The sequence below is a fragment of the Sulfurimonas sp. genome (assembly GCF_014859695.1).
In the GTDB taxonomy this organism is placed as follows: domain Bacteria; phylum Campylobacterota; class Campylobacteria; order Campylobacterales; family Sulfurimonadaceae; genus Sulfurimonas.
Genome location: NZ_JACUTS010000003.1, coordinates 42,211 through 64,852 on the forward strand (window position 1 = coordinate 42,211; position 22,642 = coordinate 64,852).

Genomic DNA, 22,642 nt, shown 5'->3' on the forward strand with positions numbered 1-22,642 from the left:
ATTTTTATATTTTATTTTATAAAATTTGTTTTATAAGGCGAAACTATATCGCCATACTCTTTTTTCGTTTGCTACTTAAGTAACATTCCCAACCCGACGAAAATGCCGAGAGCATTTTTGTGCTTTAGTGGCATAGCGCCTAGCGTAGATATTTGGGACTTTGTTCCAAATATCGTTTCATTATTAATTCGCTACGACTACCATCGCTTCTCTTAATGGTCTCTCTTTGTATCTATAGCCGGTTTGAAATGTTTGAACAATCTGACCGCTCTCTACTGTGTCGCTATCTACGCTCTGTATAGCGTTGTGGATATTTGGGTCAAACGGCTCATCATGAGAGACCATAGTCACACCATGTTTTTGCAAAGAGGATGTAAGCTGCTTCAACGTAAGCTCAATTCCCTCTTGAAGTTTTTCTAAATGCTCCTGCGGGTCGGCAAGATTCTGCGTAGATGAGAGTGCCATCTGCAGTGCGTCCATAACAGGAATCATATCTTTGGCAAATTTCTCATTTGAGTACTCTACCGCCGTATACTTCTCTTTCTCGAGCCTTTTTTTGATGTTATCAAAGTCGGCATGAACGCGAGCGTACTTATCTTTGAGAGCAGCTAACTCCTCCTGCAAGAGGTCAAGTTCGTTTTCAACTGCTTGGGCTTCCGCTTCGGCTTCAGAGGCTGCTTCTTCAAGCTCTGGATTTTCAAGAGATTCATTTTGAAGCTCTTCGTTATTTTCTTTTGACATAGTTGTTAAAGTACTCCTTTTTTAAAGATGGCATTATTATACATATTGAGTGTAACAATGTCAAGTGTTGATTGAGCTATTTTAGTTAATTAAGTTGAGTCTATAGCTATCAACTTAATTGTTTGCTAAAAAAATAGCTTATATTGTATCATTACATATATAGATGTAGATGGGAGAAGAGATGAAATTTTTAGCTTGGATAGGTGCTATTATAGTAGCAGTGGCGGCAACTATATATGTTGCGGCTTTTACGAAAGTGGGCAATGGATTGGTAAAGCCTTTTATAGAGCAGAAAATCAAAGAGCAGACAAAGCTGGAGAGCTCGCTTCATGAGTTTCGTCTGAGCATGAGTAATATTGAGATTATTTTGGAGCTAAACAGGGAGAATATAGTTAAAGTAAAAGGGGAGTACTCTCTTTTTGCACAATCTTTTGAGATCTCTTACGATGTGGAACTTAAAAATTTACAAAGTTTAAAATCTCTCACTAAAACAGAGTTAAGAGGAGATTTTGCAACAGAGGGAACTGTTCGCGGAGATATGGCTTTTATGAAGATAGAGGGTAAAAGCAGTGTCGCGCAGAGCGATACATCTTACTATGTAGAGCTGAGCGAATTGAACCCGACATCTATTATCGCAAAGATGAAGGGAGCAAAACTTGCTTCGCTTCTCTTTATTGCGGCACAAAATCCCTACGCAACTGCAGAGATAGATCTGGATATAAACTTCAGGGATATATCGCCGCATAAAATGGATGGAGAGGTGCTCTTAGTTAGCAAAGAGGGCAAGATAGACCCTAAATACATGCTAAGCGATTTCAACGTTAGTATCCCGAAAACCTCTTTTTCTATGAATTTGGATGCAAAACTAAAAGGCGATGATGTAGAGTATAAGTGTGAGTTGCACTCAAATCTTTTTAAAATCAACTCATCGGGATTGGTCGTGCCGCAACCTCTAAAAGTTGATTTGAAATACGCACTAAACATTGAAGATCTTGAGGTGCTAAAACCTCTTACAAAGGCTGATGTAAGGGGTGCTCTTAAACTAAGAGGAGACGCCAAAGGAACCAAAGAGAGACTTGTAGTGGCGGGAATAAGCGATTTAGCTTCGTCCGACACGGTTTTTGAAGCCATTTTAAAAGATTTTGCTCCCGCATCACTAAAAGCAAAAATAGTAAATCTTGATATCGCAAAACTTCTCTACATGGCAAAACAGCCGCACTATACGGATGGACTTCTATCCGTGGATGCGGACATCAGCGATGCTAGAGAGGAGACGCTTAGCGGAAAAATAGATACCACTATAACAAAAGGCCTTCTTGATTCAAAATATTTGAGCAAAATCTATGAGTTCACATCTCCAATGCCTAGGACTACATTTAACCTTGCGGCAACGACACTGCTTAAAGGCAATACTGCCGATACCAAAGTCGATTTAAACTCAAATATAGCAGACCTTGATATAAAAAGCGCAAAATTTACTATAAACGATGCTTCTCTAAAAAGCGACTATAGAGTAAACCTGCCAGATCTTGATGCTCTCTTTTTTGTGACAAATCAGCACATGAGAGGCTCTCTTGTGGCAAATGGCGATATTGTAAAGGCAAAAGATTTGGATGTAACATTTCACTCAAATATTGCCAAGGGGAAGGTAAGCGCAAAGCTTCATAATGATGAGCTTCGTGCGGATTTGAGTTCGGTAAGCGCAAATGGGCTACTCTATATACTTCTCTATCCACAGATAGCGGATGCTTCGTTAAATGCAAAAGTAGAGTACAATCTGGCGCAAAGCAGAGGTACTGTTGGCGCTCAAGTGACAAATGCTGTTTTTGTAAAAAATCAGACGTTTGACCTTATTAAAGAGTACACAAAAGTTGATATGTATAGAGAGCATTTTAACGGGGATCTAAACGCGAAGATAGATAAAGAGAATATTTTAGCCTCAATAGACCTTCGCTCAAAAGAGGCTTCAATAAAAACAGCAGCGACAAAGCTCAATACAAAAACCAACGTGATAGATACAGATATAACGCTAAGAGCAAAGAAAAATGAGATTAGCGCAAAACTTAGCGGGGATGTAAATGCACCTAAAATCAGTGTTGATTTAGAGAAGCTTATGCAGTCTCAGACCGGCAAAGAAATCGAGAAGAAAATCGAAAAAGAGATAAACAAACTCTTTAAAAAACTCTTTTAGCAAGATTTAAAAAGCTCATCACTCTCTACAAGATAGTTTTTTGGCTCTGAGATGTAGTACCCCTGCATAAAATCGATATCGAGAAGGAGCAGCTTTTCATATACCTCTTTTGAGTGGACATACTCTGCTATTGTTTGCATATTGCTCTGCGCAGCAAAGTGTATGATGCTCTTTACGACTTTAAAATCTTTTGTGTTTACATCAATGTTTTTGATAAGAGAGCCATCGATTTTAAGAAAGTTTGCTTCTACATCTATAATAGTTTTAAAGTTTGAGTAGCCGCTTCCAAAATCGTCAATAGAGACTTTTGCCTTAAGAGAGTGAATAAGGTTAATCTTCTGCTTAAAGAGCTCTATATCATTAATCTCATCGCTCTCAAGTATTTCAAACGTAACGCGGCAGGCAAGATGCTGGTTATGTTTTAGGTTGTTGATAATAGTCTCTTCTATATCCGGATTTATGAGGTCGGAAAAGTTCATGTTTATGCTTACTAGCTTATTGTTCTTTTTAAAGTTTTCAAAGACTACAAGAAGAATTCTTTGGGTTAGCTTGTAGTGTATGTTAGTCTCTTTTATCAGAGGTAAAAAGGCAAGAGGAGGAACTATCTTGCCATCTTTTGCTATTATTCGAACCAGTGCCTCATACTTAAATATTCTGCTGTGTTTGTAGTCGTAGATAGGTTGATAGTAGCAGATAACCCTGTCGTCATCAATAGCCTCTTTTACGAAACTAATGTCGGTAGAGGAGGAGAGCTCTTCACTAATCTCTTTTTCATCATAACAGATAACTTTGTTTCTACCGCTTTTTTTGGCTATATAGAGCATTTTATCGGCTCTTTTTATCGCCTCTTGGAGGTTTTTTTCTAAATATGGATTTTTATGCAGACCGATTGAGACGCTTACGTTGATCTCATGACCTTCGTACAAAAAATGCTCTTTGAGTATATTTTTCCTTACTCTTTCGCATATATCTATGTCTGACTTTGTTTTGCTTCGGTTATTTATAAGAAGTATAAACTCCTCTCCGCCGTATCTCACTAAGATATCGCTGTCCCTGATAGAGTTTTTAAATACTTTGCTTGTACGAGAGAGAATGTAGTCTCCTGTCTTATGACCGTAGGTGTCGTTTATGATTTTAAATTTGTCCAAGTCAAGCATTGCCAAGGAGTAGTGCGATAGATTTAAGAGCGGTGCAGTCTCTTCAAGATAGTTTCTGTTGAATGTTTTTGTAAGAGGGTCGGTAAATATTTTTTTTCTGGTAACAAAGTAGTGAAATATCTGCATTACAGTCATAGCCATCAGAAGAAGAATAAAGATGATTAAAACTACAAAAAATGTCTCCAGCGGCTTGATGGATTCGAGAATAATTTTTTGGATATTTGTTGTAATGTCAATATTGAATACTCCTATGACATTTCCGTTATTTGTTATAGGGTAGAGATATGTAAGGTATAGGTTCTCAATATCGTTTAGTTGAATAATCTGTGGTTTTTTTGTCGTGTAAAGAGTGCTATACTCTGCAGAGCTTACATCAAATTTTTGATTAAAATTTGCTTTGTCGGTTTTTGATGCATCAAGAAGAAATCTAAATTTATCCTGCTCATCTTTGTATAAGATATACGCATATTTTACATTTGATGTAAGCATTAAGGAGATGATATGTTCATACTCGGCTCTTACATACTCTTTGCTAAACATAGAGAATAGATCTTCGGAGGTCTTAACATCTGAATTGTCAAGTATATCTTTTTCAATATTTTGTAAGATGTAAGAGATCTGCTCTATTTGGTGGCTTTGTATGCGCTTAAATATATCATCTTTGGTTTTTGTTATGTCGGTATAGACATAGGCAAAAAAAAGACCGAGCATAAAGAGCAGAAAAAATATTCCAAACTCTCTCTTTTTTACCATGCTCTCTCCTCTTTGTATGCGTCCAGCTCACTGGAGACTCTTATGTTTTGAAGCTCGGTTCTCGGCTCTACTATTACAATGTTTGGTCTCCCTTTTTTCCAAAAAAATGCACCGAAGCTCTCTGGAATATCTTTTAGCAGTTCATAGTTAAGAACAAAAATGGGCTTGTTTTTGCAATCTTCATCATCTTGTATGTTTTTTTTGTGCGCTACTACAATCAGAGTCGCCACTGCAGGATTGTCGCTAACTGAAAGAAAACCGTTTTTTTTAAACTCTAAGAGCAGCTCTTCATCGTCCGTCCATATGGTTATTGTCTCATTAATAGAAACATTTGAAAATACCTTCTCCAAAATCTGTGCTTGAATATCGACTCTATGGTCAGCAAATGAAGCAATTGTTAAAAAGAGAAAAAGTATAAGCGCTCTCATTTAAAATGTATACTCCGCCGTAAACAGAACTCTTCTGTCTATCGTCGATACATCGACACCGCTTATAGGTGTTTTTGAAGCTCTGTCAAAAATATTTTCCGCCTTTAGTTTTAACTCTGTCCTTTTACTTAGTCTGTATATTGCTCCAAATGAGTAGTCATAACCTCTTTTTACGTCAACTCCGTCTTGAGTTGTATATTCTGCTCTGTAAAGTAGCTCATTATAAATATCAACCTCTCCTAAGGTGTTGAAAAGCTGCAAAGAAGCCCCCTCTCGCGGAGAGTAGTAGCTGTCTCTAAACTGTCTGTATATCTCAACTTTTACTCTGTTATCAATATTGAAATTGTGCTCTACATTTGCAAAAAAGAACTTGAATTTATTTTTATCATCACTGTTTACATAGATGCTCTCTGCCGGATTTGTCATGTTGTTTTCAAATATGATTGCGTTATCCGCTTCGCTCTGTCCAAGTCCAAAACCATAAGTAGTGCCATCTCTTACATAAATAAGTTCGGCAGAAAGCGTGAGAATTTCGGCGCTCCGTAGGTCTGGATTGACTCTGTAGTTTGGTGAATAAGTTGTTTGTAGAAATGTAGGGTAGAGGTAGCTCTGCATCGCAAAGAGCTTAAACGTGAACTCATCAAAAATTCCTACATAACCCGCTCTTAGTATCTGCTCCGTCGATGATTTGTCTAAGCTGTTTTCATAATAATCAACCTTTGCACTTATCGATATAAGGTGGTTTTCGTTTATATTGTAGAGATTCTCCGCATAGAGCATGTAGATATCGAGTTTTTTCGGTCCCCAGTTCATTGCAGTATCTATACCGCCTACTATATAATCAGTTATACCGAACTTTTGATGCTTAAGCTGTGCTCCCATAAAGAGTTCGTTGTTGTCATTTATAAACCTCTTCTCTATGGAAGCACTATATACTTTTGTGCTTATGGCGGTATCTAACTGTTGTGTAAAAGGAGCGCTCATCCCAGGTAGCGGTATACCAATAGAGTCTTCGTTGTAGATTTCAAATTTTTCATAAGATGCGGTAAGCATTACTTTTAGATTGTTTTTAAAGTATTTGGTAATATGGGTATAAATATCGCCCGTGTGAGTGTATCCGTCTTTTGTTGCCATTCCCAGTCCGCTGAAAATATCATACTTTTCATTGATAGCTCCAAATTCAATGTCGTAATCATCTTTTTTTGAAAATTTAAGATACAACTGACCCCTTACTCCGTCTCTTGAGAGTTCATTGCCGCCAATAGTATAATCTTCATAGTTGTTTTTTCTTAAATCAATATTTGCCAGATATGAGTACTCATCAAAAACTTTTGCTTCAACCGCCTGAAGCGTTACACTGCCGAGCGAGTCAATGGAGGCTTGCACGGATGTACTGTTTTGGCGAGAAGGATCTTTTGTAAAGAGTTTTATAAGCAGAGTTCCGGGTTCGTTTCCGAATGTAACTGAGTTTCCGGCTTGGTAGATCTCTATATAGTCGATAAAGTAGAGACCCATTCTTCCATACTGTACCAAAACATTGCCAAGCGTTGCCGAGTTTAGTTCATGAGAGTTAATGTAAACTTTTGTAGTCAGGGAAGACATCTGCGATTCGCCGCTTCTAAGAAGCGTAGTCATACCGTTTCTCCTTGTCCCTATAGTAAAGAAACGAAGGGTTTTTAGCACATCGTTAAGAGTGTATGCTTGCATTTTGTCAAGTTCTGCTCGGGTTATAACTCTTATATGACCCGCACTCTCTTTTTTTGTGTGAAGAAATGGCTCTTCCGCGCTTTTATACTCTTTAAGAAGAGTCTCGAGAGAGAGTTCTTCCGCATACATAAGAGACGATAACAGCAAAAAGAGCGCAAAAACATACACCGACATCCCCCTAACCACCATAAAAAATAATATATCAGTATAGTAAATGAATGCTTAGTTTAGACTTGCATCTGCGAGTGTCAGGCAAAATAGAACTTCTATTTTTTCTTTTTGCAAAGCAGCAACTGCCTGAGTGAGAGTCAAGTTTGTCGTAATAATGTCATCAACTAAAATCACGCTCTTTTGCTTAAACTCTTTTAGCACAAAGTCTCTAGGATTTAGGAGCCTGAACTCCTTTGTTTTTCCGGAGTAGCTAACCCTGTTCTTTGCCCTTAGTTTGCCAAAAAGAGGCTCAATGGAGTTGCTTTTTAGAGCTTTGTTCAAAATAGCCGTATGCGAATATCCAGACCGAGCGGAGTCATCAACCCCAATTGAGACGACTTTATGCGGGTACTCAAACGCAGAGGCAAATTTTGCAATGGAGTTTTTTGCAAGAATGGAGTAGATGTAGTAGCCGACATCCGTATGTTTTGTGTGAAGTAGCTCTTTTATGTCGCTGTATTTGTAAAATGAGATAACTTCAATGTTGCCGAGGATTTTTCTTCTGTAGATGGATGGGGCTAAAAAGTTGTTTTGACACTTTTTGCAGATGTGTAAAAATGAGAGATTTTCACACATCAAGCAGCGCATTTTAGTCCATCTTCAAAACAGACATAAATGCCTCTTGCGGCAATTGAACTTTCCCTATGGATTTCATTCTTTTTTTACCGGCTTTTTGTTTTTCAAGCAGTTTTCGCTTACGCGTTATATCCCCGCCGTAACACTTGGCGGTAACATTTTTACCCATACTTTTTACAGTCTCTCTGGCAATTACCTGCGAACCCAAAGATGCTTGAACAGCCACTTCAAAAAGCTGACGAGGTATAATCTCTTTCATGTTTTTAACTAAAACACGACCGCGTGAGAGTGCCTGATTGCGGGGGACAACGATACTCAGCGCATCTACTGCCTCTCCGGCTACTTTTATATCAAGTTTTACCAAGTCGCCGACTCTAAACTCAATCGGCTCATAATCAAAACTTGCGTAGCCTTTAGATATTGATTTTAGCTTATCATAAAAGTCCATGACTATTTCGTTCATAGGCACTTCATACTCAAGCATAACCCTGTCTTGGTTAAGATAGGTCATTTTTGTTTGAGTGCCACGCTTATTTATGAGAAGAGTTATAATATTTCCAAGATATTCACTCGGAGTAATAACGGTAGCTCTAATGTATGGTTCTTCGATTCTGTCTATACGATTGACTTCCGGAAGCTCTGAAGGGTTATGAACATCAATTTTTTCGCCGTTATTGAGATAAACCTGATAGATAACAGATGGTGCGGAAGCGATTAAATCAAGGTTGAATTCACGCTCCAGTCTCTCTTTTACAACCTCCATATGAAGCATGCCCAAAAATCCGACACGAAAACCAAAACCCAGAGCCAGAGATGTTTCAGGTTGATAAGATAGAGAACTGTCATTTAGTCTTAGCTTATCAAGAGCATCGCGTAAATTTTCAAATTCGTCCGTATCTATAGGGTATATTCCCGCAAAAACAAAAGGCTTTGCCGGTTCATACTCTACAACAGGCTCTTTTGTAGGGTTTTTTGCATCTGTAATAGTGTCCCCGACATTTACAACATGTACCTCTTTTAAGCCAAGTACGACTATGCCAATCTCTCCGGTTTTTATAACAGGAGTCTTTTTGCGTTTAAGCGGATGCGGGTACATCAAATCAAGAACCTGATGCTCTTCCCCGTTACTCATGATTTTTACAAGTTGATTTACTTTTATCTCGCCGTCGAAAACTCGGACAAGACCTAGCGCGCCTAAGTAGGGGTCAAACCATGAGTCGTAAATAATGGCTTTAGTAGGAGCTTTTGGATCTCCAATGGGAGCCGGAATTCTATCTACGATTGCATCGATAAGAGCGCGGATTCCGACACCTGTTTTAGCTGAGACTAAAACAGCATCTGTTGCGTCTATTCCTATGCTTGTCTCAATCTCTTCTGCAACTTTTACGGGGTCTGCAGCAGGTAAATCTATTTTGTTTATAACAGGAATAAGCTCTAAGTTGTTCTCCATTGCCAGATAAACATTTGCAATAGTCTGTGCTTCCACGCCCTGAGCAGCGTCAACGATAAGAAGAGCACCGTCGCTTGAAGCCAGAGATTTGCTGACCTCATAAGAGAAGTCGACATGTCCGGGAGTGTCGATAAGATTTAAGATGTAGTGCTCGCCGTCTTTAACATAGTCAAGTCGCACGCTTTGAGCTTTTATGGTAATGCCGCGCTCTTTTTCGATGTCCATCGTGTCCATCATCTGCTCGCCAAGCTCTCTATCGCTGACTGAGCCGCACTCTTGAATGATTCTGTCGGCTAAAGTACTTTTGCCGTGGTCGATGTGTGCAATGATAGAAAAGTTTCTTATGTTTTTCAATGAAATATCCTAAACGAAAATTTCTGCCTCAAAGAGGCAAGCTTTAGTCGCCTCAGCGGCGCAAGCGGAGTAAAAGGGAGAGGTTCCTTTTACGGGACTAAGCAAATAACGAGTTAACGCTCTCGTTGTGATAGACTCTGCGAATAACCTCTGCAAAAAGAGGTGCGACGGTTAAAACAACAATCTTGTCATGCGGTTTTGACTCTAGCGTGTTGGTAACTATAAGCTCATCAAGCTCGCCGTTTTCTATGTTTTCATACGCTCTTCCGCTAAGAACGGCATGTGTAGCGCAAGCCATAACGGAAGTGGCACCTTTGTTTTTAAGTGCCGTTGCCGCTTTTATCATAGTTCCGGCGGTATCAACCATGTCATCAATCATAATAACATCTTTGCCGCTTACATCCCCTATGATGTTCATAACTTCACTCTCGTTTGCTTTTTCACGGCGCTTGTCGACTATGACCATCTCAAGCCCCATTCTTGAAGCAAAATAGCGAGCACGTGCTACACCGCCGATGTCAGGAGAAGCGATGATAGGATTTTTAAGATTTTTGCTTCTGATGTAGTTCTCAAAAGTAACAGAACCGTAAAGATTATCAACAGGGATATTGAAAAAGCCTTGAATCTGCCCTGCATGCAGATCGATTGTAACAACTCTGTCTATGCCCGCTGTTTCGTACATGTCTGCAACCAATCTTGCAGTTATCGGAACGCGCGGCGCAGCTTTGCGGTCTTGTCTTGCGTAACCGTAGTATGGAACAACAGCCGTAATACTTGAAGCAGATGAGCGGCGAAGCGCGTCTGTCATGATAAGAAGTTCCATAAGATTGTCGTTTGATGGCGCACCCGTTGATTGAACAATAAATACGTCACGACCGCGAACACTCTCGGCAATCTGGATTGAAATCTCACCGTCACTAAACTTTTTCACATCGGCTTTAGCCAATGGAACATCTAAAATCTGACAAACTTCTTTTGCAAATTCGACACTAGCAGAACCTGTAAAAATTTTATAACCGCGCATAGGATACCTTTTAGAAAATTTAGGAGAATTATACAAAAAGTGTGCTGAGGAGTTGTTAAAATGAAAAATACCCATGGATAGAAAAGTTCGCCAATGTGATACAATATAGTTCATAAATGCACAAAGAATTTTAAAAGCAGATGAGGATGTGTATGCAAAACAGAGGGATTTTAGAGCGTTATGAAAAGGCGCAAAGCGGAGAGATCATTATTGATATCTCCACCCAAAAAGTTGAAGATTTGTACAGTAGATTTGACAAAAAATCCCACTTTTTAAAAAAAGATCTAAATCAAGATCTTGTTGATTATATAATTGAGTGTGCAGGGGAGATTGGCGATGAGAACTTTTTGATTCGATTTAATTTTGAGTCAAAGATTGATGATGAATCAATCTCAAGACTTCAAAACATCGTAAAGAGATTTTTTGTTTATCTACAGGAGCATGAGCATACAAAAATGAAGGAGATGTTTCAAAAATCGGCGACACTACTTTTTATAGGAGCTTTTCTTGCAGCGCTCTCTATAGGCATGGCCGAGAGCGAGTTTATGGATAAAAGTATTGTTTTTTCGGTTCTCTCGGAGGGTCTTACCGTTGCGGCTTGGGTTTCACTGTGGGAGGCTTTGGCTATATTTTTGATTAAGTGGATGCCCTATAAAAAGAAAATCTCTCTTTATAAGCGCATAGCAGATGCTAAAATAGTATTTAGCTCTTAACTCTTCTATCTAGCCTGCTTGATTGCTTCAAGGGCAGCTTCATAGTTTGGTTCTGCAGTAACCTCAGGAACTATCTCTTTGTAGACAATAGTTCCGCTTCTGTCAATCACAAAAACAGCTCTGGCACTTAGACCTTTTAGCTTATTGTCAACCATTAAAACACCGTAAGCTTTGCTTACCTCTTTGTCAAGATAATCACTTGCAACTGCTAGATTTTCTATGCCGCTGGTCGTACAGAAACGCTCAGAAGCAAAGGGTAAATCCATTGAAACAACAGTGGTTTCACAGATGTCTAGGTTGTTTACATCTTCGTTAAATCTTCTTGTCTCAGCCGCACATGTGTCGGTATCTAGGGATGGCACGGTTATAAGAAGCTGGATTCTATCTTTTGCTCCGCCTATCTCTATATTGTTTAGATCAGTTCCTATCGCAGTTACAACAGGTGCTTTGTCCCCTACACCGAGTGCATCTCCCTCTAAATTGACACTGCTCCCTTTAAACATTGTTGTTTGCATTAATGTTCCTTAAATTTTTTTTAATGATATTAACATAAAAATTATATAAATTTTCTTTTATAAGCTAATTTTTTACGCAGATTTATAGGAACTGTTTTTATTGGCTATAATTTCAAAAATTTACCATCAAGAGAGTGCATGCAAAATCCTTTTGAAACCGGTCACATCAAAAACTATATTCTTTTTTATCTGAGTATAGTCCTCATTATGACGCTCTTTTTTATAGCGACAACTCTTTTTCATGATGTTGATGGTATCGAGCAAAAGTTATTTAGCACAGAGCAAAACAGCACAAAAGAAGCTTATAAAAGAGAGCAGAATAGTGTGGAAGAACAGGGCAGAGCAGAGAGGTTTAAGCTTTTAGATAAAGCTTATTAATTCTCTTTTGTAACGATATAGAGTTGTTCGTGGTTGAGGCGTTTTAGTATATCCATGACGCTGACAAAATCTTGAAATCTTGACTCTTTGTCGCTTCTTAAGACCACCGTCTGCTCTTTTGAGAGTTTTGAGAGTCTAATCTCGAGTGTCTTTAAGTCAACCTTCTCTTTCTCTATAAAAAGTTCGCCTTTGGCATTCACATAAACCGTAACCTCTTTTTTCAGATCCTCTTTTGAAGCTGCTTTTGCGCTTGGAAGCTCAATTGGGATGATGCCTTGATTGACGAATGTTGCGGTCGTTAAAACCATAACAAGAAGAACGAGCATGATGTCGATAAAAGGGATGACGTTTATCTCATCAAACCTTTTTCTAATCTTTTTACACTTTGCCATATTTAGACTTTTTTATCTTGAGTGATGTCATATACTGTAAGTATCTTCTCGACTTTGCGGAGTAAAATAGTATAAGCGACAATTGCCGGCATTGCTACAACGAGCCCCATAGCCGTAGCTTTTAGTGCAAGTGCAAGTCCCACCATAATCTTTTTTGCATCGATTGCGCCAACATCGCCCATTGTGTAAAAGGTTAGCATAATACCGATAACCGTTCCCAAAAGACCTACATATGGAGCATTTGAGCCAATGGCGCTTATAACGCTTATGTTGTCGGTCAGTTCCATCTCTAAAGTATCTCTATGGTCATACTTTTGCACATCTACAGTTGCATAAAACATCATTCTCTCAATGAAGAGCCAAAGAGTAACAACACTCATAAGAACAAGAAGTCCCATAACTCCGTAATCAAGTGCTACTTCCGCGTACGCTAACATATTTTCTTCCACTAATCTTCCTTAAATTTTAAAGTAACCGTCGTTCCGACATTCGGCTTGGATTTAAAGTTCAGCGCAATCGCGTTAGCATCGCAAAATCTCTTTACCATGCTAAGCCCTATGCCAAAACCTTTCATATTTTTGTTGCTCTGGTAGTAGTTGTCAAAAATTTTTATAAGTTCTACTTCGTCCATCCCACAACCGTAATCTTCTATGTAAAGAGAGTAGTTTTGCAATCTTATACTTATTTTGTGAATATCTCGTGAATATTTTACTGCATTGTCTATAAGATTGTCAATTACTTTTGATAAGCCTATTTTATCATTCATTATATGGTGCGGCGAGAGTTGGAGTTCAAACTCCATATGAGGGTAGATTCGCCCTAAAAACTCCACTCTGCTTTTAACAAGCTCACTAAGCTCAAACTCTTCGTATATAATGTTCGCACCCTGAAGCTTTATCATATAATCAAGTTCGTTGTAGCGCTGCTGCAGCATTTCACAGGCACTCTCTATTCTACCGGCTCTTTTGAAATCTTTCTCGCTCTCAAGATTTTTCTTTAGCATGTGTATGTTTGTCTTGATGGTGCTTATGGGAAGGTTGAGCTCATGAAGTGTCTCAGTTGAGAGATTTTGAAGGTTTGTTACATGCTCAAAGAGGGGGTCAATAGAGAGTTTTGAGATAATCACCCCCGCAAAGAGGGTTAGTACAAAAAGGACTAAAAAGAGCAAAGAGCTGTTTTGAACCTCTGCAACCGAGGTGAAGTAGTACAAAATGCCCATCAGCGCGGTAACGGTAAGCAGATAGTAGATAAAGATGCTAATACGCAGATTACGAAACAAGTCTGTACCCTATGCCTCTTACGTTTTCGATGTTTATCTCGGAAATAAGATGTTTTATGCGCGTTATATATACCCGTATTGCCCCATCACTCCCACCTTCGCTGCTACTCCAGAGCTCATCCAAGATCATCTCTTTTGGCACTGTGTTGTTTATATGTTTCATAAGCAGCAGCAGAAGCTCATACTCTTTTTTGGAGAGATCAAGCTCTTGGTTTTTGTATAAAATTCGTCTGTGAAGAGTGTCATGATGAAGAAGCTCGCAGGAGTCTGTAGCAGTGCTGTTTGCTCTTTTTAAAATTGCACTTATGCGCAGAAGCATCTCATCTACATCAAAAGGCTTGGTCATGTAATCATCCGCACCGCTTAAGAAGCCTCTCTTTAGTATCTCTTTGTTTTTATGGGATGTTAAAAACATGGCAGGAGTCTTGTCATCAGAATCTCTAAGCTCTTTTAGAAGCGTCATGCCGTCAATTATCGGCACGTTTACATCCAAAAGATAGAGGTCAAACTTGTGAGCATAGGTCATCTCAATAGCGCTCTGCCCATTTGTTACATGCGTTACCTCGTACTCGGCATCTTGCAGAAGATCTATGATAGTATCTGCAAAGAGAATGTCGTCTTCAAGCAGCAGTATTTTATTCAATGCTCTCTATCGCCCAGTTTATAACTCTGCTTGCATACATCGGGATAACACCGTTGTAGGTCTCAGGCACAACAAAAGGGCGCTTTTCTAAAATAACCTCTTTAAACTCAGGACAAATTCCATAGATATTTTGCGCATTGTCGCTCACAAAAGCTTGAAGATTATCAAGTTTATCGTACTGCTCAAATATTTCACACAGAAGCTGAAGCGCTATCGGTGCGCTAAAAACTCCTGCCGCACAGCCGGAACACTCTTTTTTCTCTTTTGAGTGAGGTGCCGAATCTGAACCGAACATAACCTTTGGGTGCGCTTCAAGAGCAACGCTCAAAAGCGCATCTAAATCTTCGGGTCTTTTTGCAATCGGCTTGCAGAAGTTATGCGGCATCATCATCCCGCCGACAACATCATCAAGCGTTAAGAGGAGGTGATGCACGGTTATGGTCGCATAGAGATTTTTGTGTTTATCAAGCATCGCAACCGCTTCTTTTGTCGTAATATGCTCCATAATGATTTTTAAATCAGGAAAGTTGATCGCAAGAAGCTCGTAGATACTCATAAACTCCGCTTCTCTATCCATCACAAAACCGTCAGTCTCGCCATGTACACAAAGAGGAATCCCAAGTATGCTCATAGCCTCAAGCGTCTCGCGCATCTCCTCTATGTCAAATGATGAAACACCGCCCTCGGAGTTTGTCGTAATGCCCGCAGGGTAGAGCTTAATCGCCGTAATATGCTCTTTTGCATCGGCTAGAAATTTTTTGCCGTAGTTTTTATAAAAAAGCGTCATGTAAGGCTCAAAGTAGTCGTTTGGAACCGCTGCAATGATGCGCTCTTTATAAGCTTTTACATCTTCAAGCGTAGTAACGGGTGGAACAAGGTTTGGCATGATTAGAGCGCCGCTGAAACTGTAGGCACTAAGAGGCGCAACATTTTCAAGCATGACTCCGTCGCGAAGATGGAGGTGCATGTCAAGGGGCATTAAAAGTGTGTGGGTTTTCATAGAGCATCCTTTGCACTTTGTATAAGATTGTTCATCTCTTTTTCGTAGAGTTTTGCCTCTTCCTCTGAGGTCGATTCAAAGCGGGTAACAAGAACCGGAGTCGTGTTGCTAGCACGTACAAGCCCCCACCCATGTTCAAAGTTTATGCGTACCCCATCAACATCAATGATATTTTTGATGACAGGAAATGACTTGGGAGGATTTTTGAGAAGCTCTTTAACTTTGTCTATGATTTTAAACTTCTCGCTCTCGGTAGTGTGAACTTTTATCTCCTCGGTTGAGAAAACCTTTGGAAGTTTTGCAAGCTCAGCGTCGAGATCAACTCCGTCATGGATAAGCTCCAGCATTCTAAGCGTTGCATAGATGGCGTCATCGTAACCGAAATAGCGGTTTTTGAAAAATATATGCCCGCTCACTTCACATGCAAGGTCTGCGCCAATCTCCTGCATCTTTACTTTTATATTTGAGTGACCGGTTTTATACATAATAGCTTTTGCACCGCGCTTCTCCAACTCGTCATACATAACTTGCGAACACTTTACCTCGCCCACGACGGTTGGTCTGTCCATCTTCATGGCAAAGAGAAGTGCCATCATGTCGCCTTTGATGTTGTTTTTATGTGTAAGCACGGCGATTCTGTCTGCATCTCCGTCGTACGCAAAAGCTATGTCGCCCTCGGCTTCTAGAAGCTTTTTTACATCCTCTAGATTGTGTTCATCTGATGGGTCGGGATGATGGTTTGGAAAAGTTCCGTCAGGCTCAATATAGAGACCCTTTGTCTTGAGTCTTAAAGTGTTAAAGATTCTTTCGGTAACAATTCCGGCAACACCGTTTCCGCAGTCATAGACGATGCGCGTAGGCATATCTTTGAGGTGGGAAAATTCGCTGATAAGAAAGTCAACATACCTTGTAACCGCATCTATCTCCGTTACATCTCTTTGTGGTACATGTGGAAACTCCATCGTCCCACACTCACGACCAAGAGCATAGATGTCCTCGCCAAAGAACGGCGCTTTGTCTATAGTTATCTTAAATCCGTTGTATTCGCTAGGGTTGTGAGAGCCTGTGATCATAATAGAAGCAGATGGAGTGACGCTACCATGTTCTATTGCCCACTCCTGATAGTTTGTAAAGTAGTTTACCGGAGTAGGAACAAGCCCCATATCCAGAACTTTTTTGCCGCCTGCATTTAGTCCATGAACAAGATACTCAAAGAGAACGGGAGAGTGGCTTCTAGCGTCATACCCGACAGCCACATACTCGCCTTTGATTTTTGAAGCAAGCGCATAACCTATACGCACAACGCTCTGCTCGTTTAACTCTTTTTCGTAAATCCCTCTGATGTCATACTCTCTGTAGATGCTCAATGCTTTGCCTTTTATCGTTTTATGAGTGTAATTTTACTATAATTCTCTTTCTCTTTCATGAGAGCTATAAAATATTAAGAGATTTTTTAAAATTTTGATTGTGCTATAATACAACCAATAAAAAAAGGAGTTTGTATCATGCTTGAAGCTCTAGATTTACAAAAAATGAGTATTTCAGATAAGTTTTTGATGATGGAAGAGTTGTGGGAAGATTTGAGCCAAAATGCTTCTGCAAATGGTTTTTCACCTCAGTGGCACTATGATGAACTTGCTCAGAGAGAGAAAAAAATCCAAGATGGAGAGTTTAAGTTTTCCTCACTATCTGAAGCAAAAAAGAGACTAAGAAACTCCATTTATGAAAATTGAAATCTTAGGCTTTTCCTACCACACAAAACGGATAAGCGCATCTAGTGTGTCATAATCGTACTTATAGTCCAAACTTGGCACTTCCATATCGTATGTTCTGTACTCCAGTGCGAGTGCTACATGTTCAAAAAATTTATAAGAGACTCCCGCACCATAACCAAAACCGTCTGCTGACGTGCTTGAGCTGATAGCTTGCACCTGATAACCTGCTATACCGTAGAGTGCAAGCGGCTTTGTCGGGCTGTACCCTAAATGAAAATCAACTCCCAGACCGTTAAACCAAGAGCTACCCGTCGCACTGCTCTCTTCATAATCGCCCTGATGGTATGAGCCACTAAATCCAACCATAACGCAGTTGCTAAAGACTTTGCTAAAACCGTAACCGATACTAAAAGATGTTGTTGACTGCTCCATTATATCTGCTTTAGATGCACCTACGTAGACATAATTCTCTGCCATAAGGCTTGACGCCAACGAGAGAGCCAAGAGGCTTGAGAGTGCTGATTTTTTTAACATGTAGAACCTCTTTTGTAATTTTAAAGATGTAGATTAAGTATGCGTTCCCACTTGAAAAGCGGGAACGAGAAAAAAGAGATACTAACTAAATTTTACTTACACGCCCAAGGACTCTCTTTGCATATAATATCAAGATTTTTTTGAGCATTTTGATTACCCTGCTGTGCAGCAACACGGAAATGTTCATAAGCTTTTATTTTATTTATCCCAACACCATCTCCAAAATAATAACATATTCCTAAATTATAATTTGCATCAGAATAATTTGGTGAAAACTCCACTGCTTTTTTAAATATTTTGCACGCATTGGTAGTGTCTTCGATTTTGTTGTACTGAACACCTGCATTAAAGTACATTCCAGCACGATATTTTTCATAGTTATCATATGGGTTTGTTTGCATTGACTGATACTCTTTTAAAGAAATCTGTGCAGCTCTTACACACAACAAGGGGTCTGAACCAAGTTCACAAGACATCATTTGGTTCCTTAGTTCATTTTTGAATAAATCATTTCCAAATACTGATAAATAAAATAACGCTATCATAACTAGACTTTTCATTATCTTCCTCCATTTATAAATTTTGGCAATGCCTCTTTGAGTTTTTCTTGTAAATCGTATGCGTCTTTGTAAAACAGTACTCTTCTATGTTGTGTATCAAAATGAAGTTTTGTATCATCTTTAGCTATAAGCAAGATATCAATTCCCTCGTTTCCTACACCATCCGCGTATCCTAACTCGTAATAAACATTAGGATTGCTGTATGTTAAATCTAGAATAATAAATTCAGACTCTTCTATTAACTGCTTAATATCATCAATTATTGTATTGGAATTTGCTAATTCATCTACCCTCACTGATTTTAAGTTTTGTTCCTCGCAAGATTTTTTAAGCACTCGATAGATATCATCAGTACCATAAAACTGCATTCCTAAAAAGACTTGATTTTCTGTAAAAGATTCATATTGAGACATCTTTTTATCCTTTTTTGCATTTAAAACTAGCTCATTGCAACTTAGTGTTTGAAATGAAAATAGACTTTACCCCCCCCTTATTAATAAATGCTTAAACAACAAGATTTTCTTTATTTTCACGGTTTTAGTGTGGATATTTACAGAAGGTAGGAAGTGTAAATTTTGTAGGGTAAGCGTGTAGAAGTTTAAGCGTGAATTTGGCGTATTTTTAAGAAATAACACCAGAAATTTCATCCACAAGTTTTGGATACTTATTGTCAAAATCATCCAAAAAGTGTTTATCAGCAAGTATAATCTCATCAAGCAGTGAGCGAGGAAAACTTTTAAGTCGCACTATAAGCTCTTCATCGCTAAAACCTGCTTTTTCATGAGCTGACTCCACTATTTGAGTCCAGTCAAATTTATGATATTTCCAAATCAGATAGATGTCAAAAATATCTTTCGGGTTGTCTCTTCCTATGACTGCCGTGAGTTTATTGCTTAGGATATTTTCAATATTGTCTATGATATAACCCTCTTTTGTTACAACAACATCTTTATATCTTGCATCTGTGTCATTTACAAAATCTACTTGCAGAAAATTGTTGATTTTATATCTTGTGAAATCTTTTGACTCTACCTCGACGCTAAGGTCAAATTTAGCCGCAAGTGCTTGTTTTATCTTTTTGATGGCAAAACTGTATCTTGGGGAGTTGTTGGTAAAAAAGTCTAAATCATCCGAATATCTTTTTTCTTGATAAAATCTGCTAAGGCAAGTGCCGCCCGTTAGGTAAAAAATATTTTCAACACTAAAGATTACATCTAAAACTTTATCTTGAAGCTCATAGAGTTTTTGATAACCAAAATTTATGCTATCCATTTAAGCTCATCTATTAAAAGAGGTTTGTTAAAAAAATAGACCTCCGCCATATTTTTTCGTTTAAAAGCAAACTCGCCGTTAAATTGGGGTACTTTGTAGTTTTTTAAAAGAAGTCTTAAGTCATCTTGGCTAAATATGGTCAAATCAGAAAAAGGTTTCGTGCTGTTTAGCAAAATTTTTTCAAACAAAAATGACTTTTTTTGCAAATCATTACCCTCTGCCATAGCTTTTATATCTTTGGCTTCAAGCCTCATATCCCAAAAACAATCATTGAGTATTCTTTGATAATCTAACATTTTTACCGCCTTTTATAGTGTGATGTTAACATATTTTTACCCAAAGATGAACTACCTTGCTAAATTTCATTGTAACCCAAAGAGCACTCTATAAGCCTCAAATAACTCTCTTATGCTATTATTATAAAAATTAAATTTTATAAAAGAAGATTCACCATGAGCAAAGTAGAAACTATTTACCTAAAAGATTATAAACCGAGCAGTTTTACCATTAAAACATGCGATTTGGTTTTTGAGCTGTTTGAAGAGCATACACAGGTTACAAGCCTCCTGAGTGTTACAAAAGTGGACAAAAGCGCAAAGGATTTAGTGCTAGATAGTCTTGAACTTGAGCTTCTTGAGATATATTTGGACGATAAAAAGTTAGACGAGAGCAGATACGTCATTGAAGATGAGCATTTGAGAGTTTTAAACGTAGCCGATGAGTTTAAACTAATCATCATCAACAAAATCTATCCGCAGCTAAACAGCGAGCTGGAGGGGCTTTACAAGTCAGGGAATATCTTCTGTACGCAAAACGAGCCTGAGGGATTTAGACGCATAACTCCATACCTTGACCGTCCCGATGTTATGGCGGTTTTTAAGACGACTCTTGTGGCAGACAGGGAGCGTTACCCGATTTTGCTAAGCAACGGAAACAAAGAGTCAAACTTCAGACTTGATGACGGAAGACACGGTATCACATGGTTTGACCCGCATCCAAAACCCTCATATCTTTTCGCACTTGTTGCGGGAGATTTGGGAGTAGTGCAGGATAAGTTCGTGACAAAGAGCGGTAAATATGTAAGACTCTATATCTACACCGACAGAGGAAACGAGTCGAAGTGTAAACATGCCATGAAGTCGCTAAAAGATGCTATGAAGTGGGATGAGGAGGTTTACGGACGTGAGTATGATTTGGAGCTTTATAACATTGTTGCGGTTGATAGTTTTAACATGGGGGCGATGGAGAACAAGGGTCTAAATATCTTTAACTCAGCTTATGTTTTAGCAGACGAGGACAGCGCTACTGATGCCAACTTTATGGGTATTCAGAGCGTTATTGCGCATGAGTATTTTCACAACTGGACGGGAAACCGCATCACATGCAGAGATTGGTTTCAACTCACTCTAAAAGAGGGTTTGACGGTCTTTCGCGACCAGTGCTTTTCGGCTGATCTAAACTCAAAAGAGGTACAGCGCATCGAAGATGTGGATGCTCTAAGAGAGAGACAGTTCGTAGAAGACTCTTCGCCGACAGCACATCCTATCCAGCCCGACTCTTACATCGCCATCAACAACTTTTATACGGCTACGGTCTATGAAAAGGGCGCTGAAGTTATCCGTATGCTGCACACTCTTTTAGGAGAACAGAAATACCGCAAGGCAATGGATCTCTACTTTGATGCGTTTGATGGACAAGCGGTTAGAACGGATGATTTTTTATGGGCGATGAGTGAGGCAGGCGGAATTGATCTGGAACAGTTTAAAAGGTGGTACCACCAATCTGGTACGCCGAAGCTGCATGTAGATGAGAAGTTTGAGGACGGCAAATATAGCTTGACATTGACGCAGAAGGTTCCAAAGGCGGTTGATGGAAGCGAGCAGAAACCATACTTTTTTCCTCTGAAAATGGCTCTTTTGGATGAGAGCGGCAAAGAGATAGAGGCAAAAACGCTAATAGTGAGCAAAGAGAGCGAGGAGTTTGTTCTCAAAACTGACAAAAAGCCTATTTTGTCAATTAACAGAGATTTTTCGGCACCTATTATCGTTGAGCTAAAAGAGAGTAATTACGCTTTTTTAATGAAGCATGACAGCAACAGCTACGTAAGATACGAATCGGCGCAATCCTTTGGGCTTGTGGCGATAGAGAGCATTATGAGAGGCGAGGCAATCGATGAGGAGTTTGTAAAAGCTTTCGGGCACGTTTTGGATGATAAAAAACTTGACCTCTCGTTTAAGGCGCTTTTGATGGAGCTGCCGAGTGTGAGCGCGATTATGCAAAGACAGGAGGTTGTCGATTTTGAGCTGATTTACGAGGCAAAAGAGAAGCTGCAAAAGCATCTTGCTCTTACTTTTAAAGAGAAGCTTTTGGGTATTTACAGTGAAAACCACACACCGGACTCCAAAGAGCTTGACGCTCTTAGTATTGGCAAAAGAGCCATAAAAAACCGTGCTTTAAAACATCTCTGTGCCCTAGAGGGTGATGAGGTTATTGCAGTTGCAAATACCCAATATAACAACTCTGTAACCATGACGGACAGAATAGCCGCCCTTGATATTTTAGAAAACTCTTCGCCAGAGCTCTCAGCCGTTGCACTTGGGCATTTTTATAAAAAGTACAACAGAGATACGCTTGTTATGAACAAGTACTTCTCTCTGTTGGCGGCATCGCACAGAGATGGAACGCTTGATCGTGTTATGGCGCTTCAAAACGACCCTGCTTATAATGAGCTGGTTCCAAATCTTGTCCGCTCGCTTATAGGTGTTTTTGCAAGAAACTACAAACACTTTCACGCAAAAGACGGCTACGGTTATAAATTTGTTGCAGATAAGATTATAGACATCGATAAGATAAATCAACAGATGGCATCAGGGCTTGCAGGATCGTTTAAAATATATAAAAAAATGAATAAAGTAAATAAAAAATTGATGAGAGCAGAGCTACAGAGAGTGCTATCGGAGCCATCGCTTTCAAAAAATGTTTATGAAATTGTGAGCAAAATACTCAAAGTATAATTATAATAAAATGTAAAGAAACTCTTTACATTTTTA

General features: G+C 39.1%; 24 protein-coding genes. 5 read left to right on the plus strand and 19 right to left on the minus strand.

The window, feature by feature from the left end; genetic code table 11:
- Window positions 1–183: 183 nt before the first annotated feature.
- Window positions 184–741, minus strand: coding sequence for a nucleotide exchange factor GrpE (gene grpE / locus IBX42_RS01435; protein WP_294927688.1), 558 nt, complete (start codon window positions 739–741; stop codon window positions 184–186).
- A gap of 181 nt (window positions 742–922) precedes the next feature.
- Here grpE and IBX42_RS01440 point away from each other — a divergent pair, with 181 nt between their 5' ends.
- Window positions 923–2,932 carry a hypothetical protein gene (locus IBX42_RS01440; RefSeq protein ID WP_294927691.1) on the plus strand — a complete coding sequence of 670 codons (2,010 nt, stop codon included), beginning with the start codon at window positions 923–925 and terminating at the stop codon, window positions 2,930–2,932.
- Here the strand turns inward: IBX42_RS01440 and IBX42_RS01445 are convergent.
- From IBX42_RS01445 to IBX42_RS01470, 6 genes are all read right to left on the minus strand, one after another.
- Complete coding sequence (locus IBX42_RS01445) at window positions 2,929–4,842, minus strand: EAL domain-containing protein (protein WP_294927694.1); 1,914 nt, start codon at window positions 4,840–4,842, stop codon at window positions 2,929–2,931. The two genes, IBX42_RS01440 and IBX42_RS01445, sit on opposite strands and share 4 nt — an antisense overlap.
- Complete coding sequence (locus IBX42_RS01450; protein ID WP_294927697.1) at window positions 4,836–5,270, minus strand: hypothetical protein; 435 nt, start codon at window positions 5,268–5,270, stop codon at window positions 4,836–4,838. The genes IBX42_RS01445 and IBX42_RS01450 overlap by 7 nt, the downstream gene beginning before the upstream one ends.
- Window positions 5,271–7,151, minus strand: a complete 1,881-nt coding sequence (locus IBX42_RS01455) for a TonB-dependent receptor plug domain-containing protein (RefSeq protein ID WP_294927700.1) — start codon at window positions 7,149–7,151, stop codon at window positions 5,271–5,273.
- A 48-nt stretch (window positions 7,152–7,199) separates the two neighbouring features.
- Window positions 7,200–7,775 carry a phosphoribosyltransferase family protein gene (locus IBX42_RS01460; protein ID WP_294927703.1) on the minus strand — a complete coding sequence of 192 codons (576 nt, stop codon included), beginning with the start codon at window positions 7,773–7,775 and terminating at the stop codon, window positions 7,200–7,202.
- Window position 7,776: 1 nt separating this feature from the next.
- Window positions 7,777–9,567 carry a translation elongation factor 4 gene (lepA, locus tag IBX42_RS01465; protein WP_294927705.1) on the minus strand — a complete coding sequence of 597 codons (1,791 nt, stop codon included), beginning with the start codon at window positions 9,565–9,567 and terminating at the stop codon, window positions 7,777–7,779.
- 97 nt (window positions 9,568–9,664) lie between these two features.
- Window positions 9,665–10,591 (minus strand): ribose-phosphate pyrophosphokinase, encoded by a 927-nt coding sequence (locus tag IBX42_RS01470; RefSeq protein WP_294927707.1) that lies wholly within the window; start codon window positions 10,589–10,591, stop codon window positions 9,665–9,667.
- Between the two features lie 152 nt (window positions 10,592–10,743).
- Between IBX42_RS01470 and IBX42_RS01475 the strand changes: the two genes are divergently transcribed.
- Window positions 10,744–11,304, plus strand: a complete 561-nt coding sequence (locus IBX42_RS01475; protein ID WP_294927710.1) for a hypothetical protein — start codon at window positions 10,744–10,746, stop codon at window positions 11,302–11,304.
- 5 nt (window positions 11,305–11,309) lie between these two features.
- On the opposite strand, the gene tpx is transcribed toward IBX42_RS01475, so the two are convergent.
- Window positions 11,310–11,819 (minus strand): thiol peroxidase, encoded by a 510-nt coding sequence (gene tpx, locus IBX42_RS01480; protein ID WP_294927713.1) that lies wholly within the window; start codon window positions 11,817–11,819, stop codon window positions 11,310–11,312.
- Window positions 11,820–11,957: 138 nt separating this feature from the next.
- Between tpx and IBX42_RS01485 the strand changes: the two genes are divergently transcribed.
- The gene (locus tag IBX42_RS01485) at window positions 11,958–12,197 is read left to right on the plus strand and encodes a hypothetical protein (protein WP_294927716.1); all 240 of its coding nucleotides are present in this window, start codon (window positions 11,958–11,960) and stop codon (window positions 12,195–12,197) included.
- Here the strand turns inward: IBX42_RS01485 and exbD are convergent.
- Genes exbD through IBX42_RS01515 form a run of 6 tightly spaced genes read right to left on the minus strand, consistent with a single transcriptional unit; the run spans window position 12,194 to window position 16,878 of the window.
- Entirely contained in the window at window positions 12,194–12,589 is a 396-nt protein-coding gene (gene exbD, locus IBX42_RS01490; protein WP_294927719.1) for a TonB system transport protein ExbD, read from the minus strand. The genes IBX42_RS01485 and exbD overlap by 4 nt on opposite strands.
- A 2-nt stretch (window positions 12,590–12,591) precedes the next feature.
- Window positions 12,592–13,038, minus strand: coding sequence for a TonB-system energizer ExbB (exbB, locus tag IBX42_RS01495; RefSeq protein ID WP_294927722.1), 447 nt, complete (start codon window positions 13,036–13,038; stop codon window positions 12,592–12,594).
- Window positions 13,038–13,868 carry a HAMP domain-containing sensor histidine kinase gene (locus IBX42_RS01500; protein WP_294927725.1) on the minus strand — a complete coding sequence of 277 codons (831 nt, stop codon included), beginning with the start codon at window positions 13,866–13,868 and terminating at the stop codon, window positions 13,038–13,040. The genes exbB and IBX42_RS01500 overlap by 1 nt, the downstream gene beginning before the upstream one ends.
- The gene (locus IBX42_RS01505) at window positions 13,858–14,511 is read right to left on the minus strand and encodes a response regulator transcription factor (RefSeq protein ID WP_294927728.1); all 654 of its coding nucleotides are present in this window, start codon (window positions 14,509–14,511) and stop codon (window positions 13,858–13,860) included. The genes IBX42_RS01500 and IBX42_RS01505 overlap by 11 nt, the downstream gene beginning before the upstream one ends.
- Window positions 14,504–15,511: a dihydroorotase gene (gene pyrC, locus IBX42_RS01510; RefSeq protein ID WP_294927731.1), complete on the minus strand. Its 1,008-nt coding sequence runs from the start codon at window positions 15,509–15,511 to the stop codon at window positions 14,504–14,506. Before pyrC ends, IBX42_RS01505 begins: the two co-directional genes overlap by 8 nt.
- The gene (locus IBX42_RS01515) at window positions 15,508–16,878 is read right to left on the minus strand and encodes a phosphomannomutase/phosphoglucomutase (protein ID WP_294927735.1); all 1,371 of its coding nucleotides are present in this window, start codon (window positions 16,876–16,878) and stop codon (window positions 15,508–15,510) included. The genes pyrC and IBX42_RS01515 overlap by 4 nt, the downstream gene beginning before the upstream one ends.
- 138 nt (window positions 16,879–17,016) lie before the next feature.
- Between IBX42_RS01515 and IBX42_RS01520 the strand changes: the two genes are divergently transcribed.
- Entirely contained in the window at window positions 17,017–17,244 is a 228-nt protein-coding gene (locus IBX42_RS01520; RefSeq protein ID WP_294927738.1) for an addiction module protein, read from the plus strand.
- Between the two features lie 15 nt (window positions 17,245–17,259).
- Here IBX42_RS01520 and IBX42_RS01525 read toward each other — a convergent pair whose 3' ends face one another.
- The 5 genes from IBX42_RS01525 to IBX42_RS01545 all read right to left on the minus strand — a co-directional run bounded on the left by IBX42_RS01525 (window position 17,260) and on the right by IBX42_RS01545 (window position 19,888).
- Complete coding sequence (locus tag IBX42_RS01525) at window positions 17,260–17,760, minus strand: outer membrane beta-barrel protein (protein ID WP_294927741.1); 501 nt, start codon at window positions 17,758–17,760, stop codon at window positions 17,260–17,262.
- 92 nt (window positions 17,761–17,852) lie between these two features.
- On the minus strand, window positions 17,853–18,320 hold the full coding sequence (locus IBX42_RS01530; RefSeq protein ID WP_294927744.1) for a hypothetical protein: 468 nt from the start codon (window positions 18,318–18,320) through the stop codon (window positions 17,853–17,855).
- Window positions 18,320–18,733: a hypothetical protein gene (locus tag IBX42_RS01535; RefSeq protein WP_294927747.1), complete on the minus strand. Its 414-nt coding sequence runs from the start codon at window positions 18,731–18,733 to the stop codon at window positions 18,320–18,322. Before IBX42_RS01535 ends, IBX42_RS01530 begins: the two co-directional genes overlap by 1 nt.
- 208 nt (window positions 18,734–18,941) lie before the next feature.
- Window positions 18,942–19,592: a nucleotidyl transferase AbiEii/AbiGii toxin family protein gene (locus IBX42_RS01540; RefSeq protein ID WP_294927750.1), complete on the minus strand. Its 651-nt coding sequence runs from the start codon at window positions 19,590–19,592 to the stop codon at window positions 18,942–18,944.
- Entirely contained in the window at window positions 19,580–19,888 is a 309-nt protein-coding gene (locus IBX42_RS01545; protein WP_294927753.1) for a hypothetical protein, read from the minus strand. Before IBX42_RS01545 ends, IBX42_RS01540 begins: the two co-directional genes overlap by 13 nt.
- A 156-nt stretch (window positions 19,889–20,044) precedes the next feature.
- Between IBX42_RS01545 and pepN the strand changes: the two genes are divergently transcribed.
- Window positions 20,045–22,606 carry an aminopeptidase N gene (gene pepN / locus IBX42_RS01550; RefSeq protein WP_294927756.1) on the plus strand — a complete coding sequence of 854 codons (2,562 nt, stop codon included), beginning with the start codon at window positions 20,045–20,047 and terminating at the stop codon, window positions 22,604–22,606.
- Window positions 22,607–22,642 lie beyond the last annotated feature (36 nt).

What these genes read in the sequence shown, in the direction of transcription:
- grpE (WP_294927688.1), bottom strand. Translation starts at nt 741, where the DNA reads ATGTCAAAAGAAAATAACGAAGAGCTTCAAAATGAATCTCTTGAAAAT.
- IBX42_RS01440 (WP_294927691.1), top strand. Translation starts at nt 923, where the DNA reads ATGAAATTTTTAGCTTGGATAGGTGCTATTATAGTAGCAGTGGCGGCA.
- IBX42_RS01445 (WP_294927694.1), bottom strand. Translation starts at nt 4,842, where the DNA reads ATGGTAAAAAAGAGAGAGTTTGGAATATTTTTTCTGCTCTTTATGCTC.
- IBX42_RS01450 (WP_294927697.1), bottom strand. Translation starts at nt 5,270, where the DNA reads ATGAGAGCGCTTATACTTTTTCTCTTTTTAACAATTGCTTCATTTGCT.
- IBX42_RS01455 (WP_294927700.1), bottom strand. Translation starts at nt 7,151, where the DNA reads ATGTCGGTGTATGTTTTTGCGCTCTTTTTGCTGTTATCGTCTCTTATG.
- IBX42_RS01460 (WP_294927703.1), bottom strand. Translation starts at nt 7,775, where the DNA reads ATGCGCTGCTTGATGTGTGAAAATCTCTCATTTTTACACATCTGCAAA.
- IBX42_RS01470 (WP_294927707.1), bottom strand. Translation starts at nt 10,591, where the DNA reads ATGCGCGGTTATAAAATTTTTACAGGTTCTGCTAGTGTCGAATTTGCA.
- IBX42_RS01475 (WP_294927710.1), top strand. Translation starts at nt 10,744, where the DNA reads ATGCAAAACAGAGGGATTTTAGAGCGTTATGAAAAGGCGCAAAGCGGA.
- tpx (WP_294927713.1), bottom strand. Translation starts at nt 11,819, where the DNA reads ATGCAAACAACAATGTTTAAAGGGAGCAGTGTCAATTTAGAGGGAGAT.
- IBX42_RS01485 (WP_294927716.1), top strand. Translation starts at nt 11,958, where the DNA reads ATGCAAAATCCTTTTGAAACCGGTCACATCAAAAACTATATTCTTTTT.
- exbD (WP_294927719.1), bottom strand. Translation starts at nt 12,589, where the DNA reads ATGGCAAAGTGTAAAAAGATTAGAAAAAGGTTTGATGAGATAAACGTC.
- pyrC (WP_294927731.1), bottom strand. Translation starts at nt 15,511, where the DNA reads ATGAAAACCCACACACTTTTAATGCCCCTTGACATGCACCTCCATCTT.
- IBX42_RS01520 (WP_294927738.1), top strand. Translation starts at nt 17,017, where the DNA reads ATGCTTGAAGCTCTAGATTTACAAAAAATGAGTATTTCAGATAAGTTT.
- IBX42_RS01525 (WP_294927741.1), bottom strand. Translation starts at nt 17,760, where the DNA reads ATGTTAAAAAAATCAGCACTCTCAAGCCTCTTGGCTCTCTCGTTGGCG.
- IBX42_RS01530 (WP_294927744.1), bottom strand. Translation starts at nt 18,320, where the DNA reads ATGAAAAGTCTAGTTATGATAGCGTTATTTTATTTATCAGTATTTGGA.
- IBX42_RS01535 (WP_294927747.1), bottom strand. Translation starts at nt 18,733, where the DNA reads ATGTCTCAATATGAATCTTTTACAGAAAATCAAGTCTTTTTAGGAATG.
- IBX42_RS01540 (WP_294927750.1), bottom strand. Translation starts at nt 19,592, where the DNA reads ATGGATAGCATAAATTTTGGTTATCAAAAACTCTATGAGCTTCAAGAT.
- IBX42_RS01545 (WP_294927753.1), bottom strand. Translation starts at nt 19,888, where the DNA reads ATGTTAGATTATCAAAGAATACTCAATGATTGTTTTTGGGATATGAGG.
- pepN (WP_294927756.1), top strand. Translation starts at nt 20,045, where the DNA reads ATGAGCAAAGTAGAAACTATTTACCTAAAAGATTATAAACCGAGCAGT.